The 12,445-nt window shown below is 39.7% G+C and carries 10 protein-coding genes; 3 read left to right on the top strand and 7 right to left on the bottom strand.

The window, feature by feature from the left end; genetic code table 11:
• Positions 1-2: 2 nt before the first annotated feature.
• The 7 genes from AAU57_RS06815 to AAU57_RS06785 all read right to left on the bottom strand — a co-directional run bounded on the left by AAU57_RS06815 (position 3) and on the right by AAU57_RS06785 (position 9,944).
• Positions 3-2,729 (bottom strand): DEAD/DEAH box helicase family protein, encoded by a 2,727-nt coding sequence (locus tag AAU57_RS06815; protein ID WP_055412198.1) that lies wholly within the window; start codon positions 2,727-2,729, stop codon positions 3-5.
• Positions 2,730-2,887: 158 nt separating this feature from the next.
• The gene (locus tag AAU57_RS06810; protein ID WP_197275397.1) at positions 2,888-3,724 is read right to left on the bottom strand and encodes a hypothetical protein; all 837 of its coding nucleotides are present in this window, start codon (positions 3,722-3,724) and stop codon (positions 2,888-2,890) included.
• Positions 3,725-3,739: 15 nt separating this feature from the next.
• The gene (locus tag AAU57_RS06805; RefSeq protein WP_055412197.1) at positions 3,740-3,970 is read right to left on the bottom strand and encodes a DUF6140 family protein; all 231 of its coding nucleotides are present in this window, start codon (positions 3,968-3,970) and stop codon (positions 3,740-3,742) included.
• 159 nt (positions 3,971-4,129) lie between these two features.
• Positions 4,130-4,678 carry a hypothetical protein gene (locus AAU57_RS06800; RefSeq protein WP_055412196.1) on the bottom strand — a complete coding sequence of 183 codons (549 nt, stop codon included), beginning with the start codon at positions 4,676-4,678 and terminating at the stop codon, positions 4,130-4,132.
• 583 nt (positions 4,679-5,261) lie between these two features.
• Positions 5,262-6,128, bottom strand: coding sequence for a toll/interleukin-1 receptor domain-containing protein (locus AAU57_RS06795; protein WP_055412195.1), 867 nt, complete (start codon positions 6,126-6,128; stop codon positions 5,262-5,264).
• A gap of 169 nt (positions 6,129-6,297) precedes the next feature.
• Positions 6,298-8,790 carry a M14 family metallopeptidase gene (locus tag AAU57_RS06790; RefSeq protein ID WP_055412194.1) on the bottom strand — a complete coding sequence of 831 codons (2,493 nt, stop codon included), beginning with the start codon at positions 8,788-8,790 and terminating at the stop codon, positions 6,298-6,300.
• 485 nt (positions 8,791-9,275) lie between these two features.
• A complete protein-coding gene (locus tag AAU57_RS06785) occupies positions 9,276-9,944 on the bottom strand; it encodes an FAD-binding oxidoreductase (RefSeq protein ID WP_055413699.1) in 669 nt (222 codons plus the stop codon).
• A gap of 282 nt (positions 9,945-10,226) precedes the next feature.
• Here AAU57_RS06785 and AAU57_RS06780 point away from each other — a divergent pair, with 282 nt between their 5' ends.
• From AAU57_RS06780 to AAU57_RS06770, 3 genes are all read left to right on the top strand, one after another.
• Entirely contained in the window at positions 10,227-10,997 is a 771-nt protein-coding gene (locus tag AAU57_RS06780) for a patatin-like phospholipase family protein (RefSeq protein ID WP_055412193.1), read from the top strand.
• Positions 10,998-11,150: 153 nt separating this feature from the next.
• The gene (locus AAU57_RS06775) at positions 11,151-11,993 is read left to right on the top strand and encodes a phosphatase PAP2 family protein (protein WP_055412192.1); all 843 of its coding nucleotides are present in this window, start codon (positions 11,151-11,153) and stop codon (positions 11,991-11,993) included.
• A 141-nt stretch (positions 11,994-12,134) separates the two neighbouring features.
• Positions 12,135-12,386 carry a YgjV family protein gene (locus AAU57_RS06770; protein ID WP_055412191.1) on the top strand — a complete coding sequence of 84 codons (252 nt, stop codon included), beginning with the start codon at positions 12,135-12,137 and terminating at the stop codon, positions 12,384-12,386.
• Positions 12,387-12,445: the final 59 nt, after the last annotated feature.

Genomic DNA, 12,445 nt, shown 5'->3' with positions numbered 1-12,445 from the left:
TTTCATCTCCATTTATTCACATGTTCTATTTTGTCATCAAACTGTGCGGCTAACGATTTTACTCTTGATTTTAAAAGCAATTTTCTTCCTTCAATTGTTCGAGTGAAAATTAAGTCGCAAGAACCCACAAGTCTTTCCCATTGATGGTAGAAATATTCAGCCAGAACTTTATTTCGTCCTAGTATTTCAGGAACAGAGTGATAGTCCTTTTGCTGGACTAGTTTTACAAACTTGCTCTTTCTAACAATTACATACCTAGGATTATCGAGTGGAGCAATGACCTCTTGAAGTGCGTTTATAAAATTTGATTTGTCGAAAGTCGTTCCACCTTCCAAATGACAGAAAACGGCACCCCAATTATCAACCGAGGTTTCTACTTTCAATTTGGAAGAATCTGTTTTAATAATTCCAACCTTAATCAATGAGTTTAAAAGTGCATCGCCAATTTGTTGAATATCCTTTTCAATATCCCGATAATTGATATACAATCTCAAGGTTTTGAAAGAGTATCTACCAAAAATAATCATTCCGATAACTCCGAATATGGCGAGATATAAATACAGATCTTGATATGTTCTTATATTTCTGCTTACTCTTCCAAGTCCTTCTAGAATATCAAAACAGAACCCGATTAAACCTGAAAATAAAGTAGCTATAAGGTTGCGAATTGTTTTATATAAATACATTGACTTAACTGCCTTGTATTCCTTTTCTTCAGAGAATGGAATCTTGATTTCTTCAACAAGTGTGACACCGGTTTGAAGAGCCGTTTTCCATCTTTGTTGCAGACTTTCCCTATCGCCTGCAAAAGAAAACATTTTACTATTCTGTTTTTCTAATATTTCCTTTTGATGAATATTCTCTAATAAATTCAAACGGCCAATGCCGTTTTCAATTCCAGATTCTTCTTTAAAAGAAACACCCACAAAGCTTCTGAAACGTCTTTGTAATAAGTCAAAATCGTCTCCACCTGTGGAAGATGTTGGATCAATACAGACCAAATGCCAAATATTCCCTGTTTTGTGACTGTTGCCATTTTGAGTCCTAATGGCTCTACCACGCATTTGGTTAGAAAGCACAAACGAACCTACAAAACTTGCTAAGATTAACGAATTGATTGCTGGAGCATCCCAACCTTCACCAAGCAGTGATTTTGTACCAATCAAAACCTCAATTTCTCCACTCTGAAAAATTTGAGTTACAATATGGACAATGTCGTGTTTTAGCTGATCGGTGCGATGTATTAGAACGTAATTATGATCAAATGGAACAGGACTTGAGTTGATTTGATCAATTCCTTTATGAGCTGCCATAGCTTCCAATCCAGGTAAGGCACTCGTAGGAATAATTATAATTGAGCCTGTCAAGACAGCTATTTTCTGGTCACTCGTGTTTTCTCGTCTTAACTTCTCAAAGATTGGAATCACCCCAATTTTGTCGAGTTCCAAATCATTTTCAAGGGCATTGATGAAAAATTCTTTCCGGATGTAATCTGAAAGAATAACGAGCCTTAAATCTTTACTCAATTGCCTGTGCTCGAAATCAACGATCTCTTTGATACTATTTAGCTTGCTTATGCTGGAAGTCAAAAAGCCTGTCACACGTGAGTTGTACGAGAAATTTATTTGTCGTCTTTCTATTGCTCCATATCTTCTCAGCCTATTTTCAAGTGTATTTTGATGTTCCTCGAATTCTATGAAATGCTCCTTTTCTTTGTACAGATAAAACTCTAGTAGAGTTTGCATCCATTCATAATTGAGTTTCGGAATTTTAAATTTCTTATCTCCAATGACCTCGAGATGTGTTTCTGGAATAACTCTATCATTCGTGTTTAGAAAAATCAAGCATGCTGAATAGTATGGAAGATTACTATAAATCCAATCTAAATGTTCATTAGGGTTGAGCCATATCGGATGATTTTCGATGGCTTGGATGATTGTTCCGTCCTTTTTGATTTCTAGAAAAAGCCTTTCAATGTTCTTCCTGAACTCAACTATTTTTTGATTTTCAATTGGGGTTGGTAAGGCAAAATGAACATAATCTTGATGCGGGCATAAATCACCTTCAATTACCAGTTCTGGAATGGATATCTCTGTGTCAACTGGGCCATTAAGGTCTATGTATCGTTGCCATTCTGTAGCGGTAACATCATATGGTGGTGTGGCTGTTAGGCCAACAATTACTGGGTCTAGTTTTTCTTTGACTTTTGAAAGTGTTTGCCACCAGTCGTTTTTTAAATGGTGAGCTTCATCCACCACAATTGTTTTAATATTTTGAAGCTTTAGACCATTTACAATTTTCTCGAGTTCTGAGTTGGTAGATGTGCCGTTTCCATTTTCTTTATGTTCTTCTTCATCTTCAAGTTCTTCTTCTTCTTCAGTTCCCCAATTGTTACAAGCTGCATGTAATCCTTGATAGGTAACCACAGTCATGAATTTTGGATTACGAATATCTCTTGAAATCCAATCAGGAGTAATTTGGGTTTGTAGAAAAAGTTCGCAAAATCTTTGGATCCACTGGTTGCGTATGGCAATGGTAGGTGCGAGAATTAAAGTAGGTTGGTTTAATCGAATCGCAACTTCAAGACCTAAAACTGTTTTACCCGAACCAGGTGGAGCAATGACGTGCAGATGTCGATCATTTAAGTGGTCTTGCAATTCGTCAAGCACACGTTGTTGGTATTTTCTCCAACTGTATTTAAACTTAATTTCTTTTGGGTATTCTGTCAACCTTTAGAGTGTTGTTTTAATAGACATCTAATAGCAAAGGTAAGATGAGTATGAGGTATTCATTGACCGTTGCACGTCGCTGGACCTTATATAAGGTTAATCAATTGAAGACTTTTTTTGATAAAGTTTTTCTTGTGAAAGGCAATGCGATTGCTATTTCAACTAAGAATTCTTTTAGCTTCTAAAACTTTCATCTTTAATGCCCTCAAATCTGCTGCCTTTTCAAATTTTTGAACATTAATAAGTTTGCTCTGCATATTATCTATCTTTTTAACCAACACATCCATCTCTGTAGTGAGATTCATTATATGCTCTTTAAAAGACCTTTCTGAATACAAGTTTTGTGAAACTTTTCTGAATGCATTATAGGCAGTCATAATATCATCAAAATAAACTTTTTCCTTGATTCGAGCATTTGGGTGATAAGCTGATAAGTATATTCTGTTGTCTTTGACAGTTGCATGACAACTTCCAAATATGTTCATTTGATTGAGCCCCAAATCCTCTTTAAAATAGCGATAAGTATTTCCAAAAATTATCACATCAGGATTGAATTCATCTATCTGTTCAAATAGAATAGCTTTATATTTTTGATAATGATTATATATCTCATTCTCCTTTGACCTTGAACCACCGCCAACCTTTTTTACATTTATAAACGCTATGTTTTGAAGAATATCCACGGTACTTGGATCGTCTTTAGGGTAAGGTATGTCTTCCCATGAAGCATCATTTAAAATGCCATTCGTCACATATATAATATTTCTAAAAGTATTCTCCCAATCCTTTCTTATACCATAATCTCTTTTCAAAGTATTAATAGCTTCGCGTAAATCATAAGATTCATCTTCGCCAGTGCTATTTGCATCTTTCAAAATCCACATTAATTTAATATTCGAGCTTAGATATTTGTGTTCGTTTACTATGCCATCAAAAATTGGCGCACGGTTTGAAAGCCTCCCAATATTCTCAATTTCATCGTTGAATGTTTTCATTTGAATAACAATATTTTAGTTAATCTTCTCAAGATTGCTGTAGCTAGTTAAAACTGACCTTGAGCCACCCATACATTTTTTAATATCTATTCCATAATTTTTCAGGAATGCATCTTGCACTTCTTTGCTACCATTAGTGGTTATTGGATTCGAATATTTTGAAATGACATCTACACTCATTCCTTTTTCAATTGAAACACCGTTGGATGTTCGCGTGCTTTTTATTGTGATTCTGAAAAGTCCCATATTTTTTATTTAAATATTCTTTTTACTCCTGAATTTTACATGATTCAATATTCTTTGACGCATCCTACATTTTGGTCGTGTAACGCGTCTGCATGGAGTTTAGGAAGGTCATAATTGTACTAGGTTTTTTGTCGGAATATTAAAACTCCAATAGCTCGTTTAGTTCAAAAAGAGATCTTTCAACTTTCCTTTCTTATATGCTTTTACGTATTCCTTCGTTGCAGCATTAACAGATACTTTATTTAATTTATCGCTTATATACTCTAATAAGATTTTTGCTCCTTCAAGCTGAACTTCACTCACGTCATCTTGATCTTTATATATTTCTCCAGGAACTGGTATGCATGATAAAACTCGGTTGTTATTAATTTTCTGGTCAAGTTGATATTGCATCATGCTTATCATATAATAATACTGCAAGCCTTTTTCATTAGTTAGCGTGTCGTAGAATTCATTGCCTAGCGGTATACCCATACCAGTATCTTTATTCTTCCAGTACTCGATAATTCGATGTGCCGCTATATACTCTTTTGATCTTGAATTAATAGGCTGAGTAAAAACATATTCTGAAGCCTTAAGAATAATTGGCTCATATTCCTCATAAGCGGGATCACTTTCTGAGAGCATTTCGTCATAAGAATCAGAAAGTTGACCAAAAACTGAAAGCGGTAATACGAGTAAAAGTAGTAGATAGATATTCTTATTCATTTGTCTTTTTATAAACCAAGATATAATCTTTTTGCTATACTACTTTCATTTCCGTGTCAGTCAGTCCTACTATTTTGTCCAAAAGCAATTCCAGAAATGATAAACGATAGTATAAATAATATTCTCATAGGTTTTTTAAATTTTCAAGGCTGACTATTGATGGACGAAGGACTTAGCCTTAAAAATGCCTTTTCATTCTTGAATTTTACTGGGTTCAATTTTTTTAAAGGAGTCATACTTTTTAATCGTGTAACGCGTCTGCATGGATTCTAAAAAGCTCATAGGTTGATTGATGTGTTTATCTTAGGGAAATCGTTTGAATTTTATCTAGGGTTTTCGAAAGTTCTATAATGACGTCCACTCCAAGAGACCACATGATAAGTGATGCAATCATAATTAAAGCTCTACAGTACTTCTCCTGTTTCTAAAACCTTTATTTCCTTATTAATTAATAAGGTGCTTGCGCCACCAACTGCACAAACCACAAACAATTCGTCATTTATTATTTTAATTTTTGAATGACACGAAATTTTTGAGTGGCAGAAAATCACAAAGGATTAAAACTATTGTAGGCAGCATACTATTATGATATTATTGCAGTTCTTAATTTATTAACGATAATTTTCTTTTTCTCTTCAAAGTCAACGTCATCATCTTTAGGCCAAATTAGGGCTACCGTATCGAGAAGTATTGGTGAGTATTCATAGACCTCTTCTTTCGATACATTATACCATATAGGTAATATGGACCGATCATTTTTTAAAATATCTTTTGTAAAGACCGAATTGAATTCAGCCTTAGTCCAGCCAGAATTATTTAAAAAATTTGGAGTAATTATAAGGATACATTTTTTTGCTTCCTTAATTCCTTTTTCGATCGATTCCCTAAGGCTATCGCCTACTTGTAAGGAATATTCATCAAACCACACAGTACATGCTTGTCGTATTAACAGATTTACGATGGGTTTCGCAATATTTTCTTTATCGCGAGAATCATGAGAAATGAAGGCTAATGGATGGTCGAACACTGTTTTTCCTTCAGCATATTCCGTCCTTCTTATTTGAACATAATGACCATTCTCTTGCGATTGTTTTAATACTTCCGCATCATATATCCGACTTCTTTCATTTTCATCATATATAAAAATTCTACCAGTAAAAAACATATCTTCTGATTTCATTTTCGTTTCTCCTGAAGTTCCACCCTGCACGATAACTTCATCTTTCAATTTTTTAATTTCCTCAAGATTTTTAAGTGCAACAAGTGCTGGACAATTGACAAGATCGGTTTCCTCTATATAAAAAGAGATGTAAAAAGCATTCGCCTCGAAATCTAAATGAATTCTGCCTACAATTTGAAAGGAACTTTTATAATCGACAGTAACAGTGAATATTTTTGAAAGCGACAAAGTTTTGTTGTCTAATTCGAAATAGTCTTTTAGTGTAGCCATTTACGTTTTAGTTGAGATTGATGATTAGGTTACTGCTAACATATTTTATAATGAAACCTAGTCTTTATCCAGAAAAGATAAATTGATTTAACTAGTTTCATTTCAATTTTAAATGACTTACAAAACCCCACGCTTCCACTCTTTCGCGAAAGCGAACTCAAAAACACTCCTACAACTCTGGCCTGTTGTTATTCACTAGGAATACCGAGTTGACAAACAGCAATTTCCCATTCTCCCAGAAGGCGCGAAACAATGGATCGTCCACCATATAGATCAGGCTACCAGCGCCTAAACGCTGCTCGCCAAATACCATGGAGCTCTTTAATTTAGTTTTGGCCGTGTCGCCTGCAAAACCAGAGACATTGACCACGTCGTCTGTGATCCAGCCCACATTGTAGCCGTCATCCAAATAGCTGTAGGAATCGCTGCCCAACTTTAAACTGTAATAGGCATCACCATAGCCAAAGGCCATAGGGTGCGTCTGGTCCATCGTGATCTTGAAAATACTACCGGTGATCAAATCTGTGGTTCCAGATTCCTCACGAGCCGCATAAGGGATCAAGAGGTCTTTCTTCTCGTCCTTATCTTCGGTAGAGTCTTGGTCCTTGTCGTTTTTGGCAATCCCAAAACCGTCCTTGTCTGCAAAGGCACTCACGGCTCCAGACAAGGCGACGACCTTGCCGCCACTGCGTACGAAAGTCTTGACTTTATTGAGTGTGCTCTCATTGAGCAAACTGCCATAGTAACCGTCTGGCATGACCAGCACGTCGAATTGGCTTAAATCGGCACGGCCTAGATCGCCGGTATCGATAGAGGTTACAGGATAACCCAAGTCTTGCTCAAAGAAATACCAAGTTGCACCATAACTCAACGAAGAAGTGCGCTCACCGCGCAACAGGGCCACTCGTGGCGCACTGATCAACTTGACGTCTGGCGAACCAAAATCTGGTCCTGAAGTGGCAAAAGAGCTTAGCGCCGGTTCCAGTCCTCGCTTGAATTCATTAGCCACTGAATTCACGATCGAGCCAAAGTTGTCGATTCTTTTGTTATCGCTTTTGGTAATGATCAAACTACCGCGGTCGTAGGTGGTGCCGTTGTTGACAAAGGGCTTTTCGGTAAAGCGAACTTTGATACCGGCTTTTAATAATTTGGCCAGGAATCTGGCGTCTTGCATGCTGTTCCATTTGGCAATATAACCGGTCGCCGTGTTGTTGGTATTGTCATCGGTCTTGATGTCGAGTGTGGCGCTGGTCCCAGAAACATTGCTGGTGCTGGCAACGGCTTCTAGGCCGTAGGCTTTGGGTAAGTTCCAGGCGGTAATGTCATAAGTCAATGGCGTGGACAATTGGGCGTTAGGCTCAAAAAGTACTTGTACCATTTTCCCTTTGGGTTGGTTGGTAGAAACCACCATGGCGGTATCGTATTCCAGTGTGGTTTTCTTGTCGTTGTTGTAGCCTAAACCGTTGGTTTTTCCTTTTCCTGTAAAACCGTATTGGATCTCGTGACGGTCCAGCAATTTGGCCAGTGCCATGAGTTGGTCAGTGCTGCCTTTGAGTACAAAGCTTTTGGTAGTCAGGTTGCTGTTGTCAAAGTATTTCTCAAATTCGGTATTGAGTTTTTCCACGTTTTGAGAAGCGACCTCGATAGTGGAAAGTCCGGTAGTTTTATGGTGCACCACACGATCTACTAGAGTCAATTCAAAACCTTCATCGTTGTTGATGCCCAATCCAGCACGGCCGTGACCGGCTTGCTCATAGGTCATTCCAATCGCGCCCATGTAGGTAGGATAGGTATCGCCATAACTAGGGTACAATAAATCAAAGCGTTCTCTGGTAAAATATAGCCAGCCTTCGTTATCAAAATACTGGGCGTGGTTCTGTCCTATTTTGGTCTGGAACTCGCGCTGAAAATCGGTAATCACTTCGTGAAAAGGTTCTGCTGCCGGAGCGAAATAGTACGGCTCATTAATGCCTTGCTCGTGAAAATCCACATGTATTTGTGGCATCCACTGGTTGTACACTTTTAAACGCTGCTGGGATTCTACCTGCGTTGCCCAAGCCCAGTCGCGATTCAGGTCAAACAAATAATGATTGGGACGACCACCAGGCCATGGTTCGTTATGTTCTGCCGCAATTTGTAAAGGATCGTACGGCTGGCTCGCCACCTGATTGTACCAGTTGGCATAGCGGTCGCGACCGTCTGGATTCACACATGGATCGATGATGACGACCGTATTTTCCAGCCAGTCTTTTTTAGTGGTAATGAGTTCATACAGCGTCACCATAGAAGCCTCTGTACTGCTGGCCTCGTTACCGTGCACGTTGTAGGATAACCAAACAATCGCCTTATCTGAAGTCGCATTTCCTTCAATGATTCCAGTCTGGGCTAGATTGTTTTTTCTGATTTGCTCGATGTTATTTTGGTTCGCTGGACTGGTGACGATCGCATACGTGAGCGGTCGGCGCTCGTTGGTTTTTCCATATTCTTGATAGGTGACCATATCGCTGTTTTCGGCAACATGTTCAAAATAGCGCACCACATCTGCATGGCGCGAAAACTGGGTTCCTATTTCATAGCCTAGGAAATCGGCTGGAGATTGTAGTTGTGCCTGCACGGCGATGCTGGCGAGAAATAACAGACTTAGGAATAGTGATTTGCGCATGAATAACATTTTGAAGTGCTAAGCTACTTAATAAACGGGAATCCCTTTTTGAAAAATCGGAATCTGTTATGAAGGAGTTATTCGTTTACTAAATGAGGTTGAAGTATCCCGCTTTCCTGTCTGCCGACAGGCAGGCGCGGTAGCGGAATAAACCTAAAGGTTGTAAACCAGTATCGAGCATTTCGACAAGCTCAATGTAAACTAAAGTCGAGATATGGTTGGAGCACAATGACATTCTCTTAAATGAACCGCTCGTTCTCTATCCCGATAACTATCGGGACTCGAATCGGCTTGCTTTTCTATAAATCACAATCCCTGTAAACCAGTATCGAGCATGTCGGCAAGCTCAATGTAAACTAAAGTCGAGATATGGTTTGAGCACAGTCTTCCTCACTTATCCAACCGCTCGTTCTCTATCCCGATAACTATCGGGACTCGAACCGGCTTCCATTTAAATTAAAGTCCTAAAATAATACAGAAATATACTACTGATCATCCAGCGTCACAGCATCTGGAGAGGCACCGCATTCTTTGAGAATCTCGCTGATGTCTTCCGTCATTTGTGGTGGTCCACAAACGTAAAAGTTTTTATCAAAATCATCTACCTGATTCTTGATCAGTTCCTTGTCCACGCGACCGTTGAGATATTGGGTATCTTCCTGATCGGTAATGATATAGGTCACGCGATCGCCCAGCATTTGATCCAGTTCTTCTTTTAGGATGATATCCTTTTCGGTTTTATTGGAAAACAACAAATGTAATCCGTCCAGTTTATTTTTGGTTTTCAGGTCCCTAAACATCGCGATGTAAGGCGTGATTCCAGCGCCACCGGCAATCACATAACCGTCACCTTTATATTCAATCGCGCCCCAAGTATCTCTAATGATTAAATGATCACCTGGTTTCAAGTGGTCCAGTGCCTCGGTCACGCCATCGTGATCAGTATAGATTTTAATTACAAATTCCAGATCCTCGTCACTGGTAAGGCTGGTAAAGGTAAAAGGTCTTTTCTCATCCTTCCATTGCTCCTGATCAATGGAAACCTCGGTCGCATGACCTGGCGTGAATTCATAACCGTCCGGTTTTTCCACGCGAAATTGCTTCACGTCGTGAGTTAATTGTTTGATCGACTTGATTTTAACAGAATGTGCCATATTTTTCTTTACAAGATAGAACATCTCCAACCTAGGAAAAAAGCATTGGTGGCGCATCGGCACAACTTTAGTAAAAGTTTAAGCTGGTGAGCTGCTCCGCAATGACTCACCACATAATCTAAGTATAGGACCATTGGGCTGTTTCCTCAAGGAGGATGCTGCTGCAGTGCGCAATAAGTCTCGTTTTAATTTCGCTTTCGCGAAAGCGAAATCCAGACAACTTCTATAAGAACAAGGTAGAATCATTCCTACAAACTATTTCCAGCTTGCTATCTTTGCCGCATGGCTCCAACTCAAAAAATAGGAATTACACTAGCCGGCGGCGGCGCAAGGGCATCGGCACACATAGGTGTGTTACAAGCGCTCAATGAAAACGGCATTTTTCCCAGCGAGGTGTCTGGCGCCAGTGCTGGTGCCATGATAGGTGCGTTGTACTGCCATGGCTACTCGCCTTTGGAAATTTTGGAATTGTCCATGCAAGAAGAATTTGTGCGCATCTTTAAATTCCAACTTTTAACGCGTGAATGGAACCGTCTGGCCATGCTCAAAAGGTTACTGGAAAAGCACTTGCCAGAGAATAGTTTTGAGGCCATGAAAATCCCTTTACACGTTTGCGTGACCAACCTCAACAAAGGCATTAGCGAATATTTAAACCAAGGCGATTTAAGCACCAGTATCATCGCATCCTGTGCGATACCGGTCATTTTCAAACCGGTCGTTTTTAATAATGCTACTTATGTGGATGGTGGCGTTCTCAACAATTTACCAGTAGAACCACTGCTGAATCGCGGCATGAAAATCATGGGTGTGAGCATTTGCCCACACGAGGAACTGGAAACCATTAAAGGCATTAGAGAAATTAGCGAACGTGTTTTCCAACTTAACGTGTGGAGCAATACAGAACAGCGTCTGCGACAGTGCGACGTCGCGTTAGAGGTGGAAGAGTCTTTTCCCTACGGGATTTTTGATGTTAAAAAATCGGAAGAACTCTTCAAGATAGGCTATGATTGCGCCATCAAGCAGATGCCCCAAATTATCGCTGGGCTTTCCTGATTGCCTTCGTTGTATCTTTATCAATCTTTTATTTTAACAATTTCCATATTTAATATTATTGCATATCAATATGTTACAAACGTTGCCGTCGCAGACGTTAAACAGGTAATGCCGTTGCATTTTTGACATTATATTTGTCCAAACAAGTATTTCATGCGCAACATTATTCTCCTAGTCATTCTTCTTTCTGCACTGCCGCTTCAAGCGCAGCAAACCTTTACCATTGATCGTGGAGAAACTAATTTATGGCAGGATTTCACCTATGACATGGGTAATGTGTTTCAAGGAGTTGGCTTTGCTTACAGCAGGCCACTGTATTGGGATGGCGGCGACGCCCTTATCGCTGGAGGCGTTGCGGCGACCACTTTAGGGATTTTTGTTATTGACGACGATATCAATCGAGAATTTAGAAGTCATAGGGATGAAATTCCTTCCATCCTTTTGGATTATGGAAATTATGCAGGTGCGCCACAAAACAATTACGGCCTTACTGGAGCCATTTATCTCACTGGTTTGTTTACTCGTAATGAGAAACTAAGGCGCACTGGTGTGCTGCTCATATCCTCTGCTACAGCTACCGGCTTTTTTCAGCAGTTGACCAAATCGGCGACGGGTCGTGCGCGACCTAGCGGTGGCTTTGGCAAGAATCACTTCAAGCCATTTGGCGGCGAGTCGGTTTATAGATCCTTTCCATCCGGTCACGCAGTATTGACCTTCACCAATGCGCATGTGATAGCCAAACAATTCGACAACGCTTGGGTCAAAGCCGGAATCTATGCCGTAGGCGTTGTTCCTGGATTATCGCGCATCTATGACAACCAGCACTGGGCCAGCGATGTATTCTTGAGTTGGGCGCTGAGTTATTTTATGGTAGAGGCTATTGACCTGTATTTGGATCGCAAGTACGAGCAAAAATACAACGACGACCGTACCATGAAAACTTCGCTAGACCTCAACTTCTCGCTTACCAGTATAGGTGTGAGTTACAGTTTCTAACAATTCCTTTTTAAGTATTGGTGTAGATACGCTTTCGCGCCTGCCTGTCGGCAGACAGGAAAGCGTGCTCCTTTTCCATATTAAATGCATGGGAAAAGCTATTTTGCGCCCTGAATCATCTTGACATCAAACCAACACCTTATGGAGTTCAACCTCACCGAAATCATCGGATATCTAGCCAGTCTGTTCGTGCTGCTTTCCTTTTTCAATAAGAACCTGCGCAAGTTGCGCATCGTTAATTCCATAGGATGCGGTTTTTTTGTCGCGTATGGTTTTATGCTAGGTAGTATTCCCGTAATCGTGACTAATGTAGCCATTCTAGGTGTCAATGCGTATTACCTTTTCGTCAAAAAAGAAGACATTAGACCTAAAGAAGAACTAGAAAACAAATAACTTCCCATACTTAGGTTTTATAGGCTTTACAAGCCTTTGCCGTGTAAATGTCGGGTTTA

The sequence above is a fragment of the Nonlabens sp. YIK11 genome (genome assembly GCF_001413925.1).
GTDB lineage: Bacteria > Bacteroidota > Bacteroidia > Flavobacteriales > Flavobacteriaceae > Nonlabens.
The sequence above is the reverse complement of the archived record's forward strand: the minus strand, read 5'-3'. Positions and strand labels throughout refer to the sequence as shown.

What these genes read in the sequence shown, in the direction of transcription:
- AAU57_RS06810 (WP_197275397.1), bottom strand. Translation starts at nt 3,724, where the DNA reads ATGAAAACATTCAACGATGAAATTGAGAATATTGGGAGGCTTTCAAAC.
- AAU57_RS06805 (WP_055412197.1), bottom strand. Translation starts at nt 3,970, where the DNA reads ATGGGACTTTTCAGAATCACAATAAAAAGCACGCGAACATCCAACGGT.
- AAU57_RS06800 (WP_055412196.1), bottom strand. Translation starts at nt 4,678, where the DNA reads ATGAATAAGAATATCTATCTACTACTTTTACTCGTATTACCGCTTTCA.
- AAU57_RS06795 (WP_055412195.1), bottom strand. Translation starts at nt 6,128, where the DNA reads ATGGCTACACTAAAAGACTATTTCGAATTAGACAACAAAACTTTGTCG.
- AAU57_RS06790 (WP_055412194.1), bottom strand. Translation starts at nt 8,790, where the DNA reads ATGCGCAAATCACTATTCCTAAGTCTGTTATTTCTCGCCAGCATCGCC.
- AAU57_RS06785 (WP_055413699.1), bottom strand. Translation starts at nt 9,944, where the DNA reads ATGGCACATTCTGTTAAAATCAAGTCGATCAAACAATTAACTCACGAC.
- AAU57_RS06780 (WP_055412193.1), top strand. Translation starts at nt 10,227, where the DNA reads ATGGCTCCAACTCAAAAAATAGGAATTACACTAGCCGGCGGCGGCGCA.
- AAU57_RS06775 (WP_055412192.1), top strand. Translation starts at nt 11,151, where the DNA reads ATGCGCAACATTATTCTCCTAGTCATTCTTCTTTCTGCACTGCCGCTT.
- AAU57_RS06770 (WP_055412191.1), top strand. Translation starts at nt 12,135, where the DNA reads ATGGAGTTCAACCTCACCGAAATCATCGGATATCTAGCCAGTCTGTTC.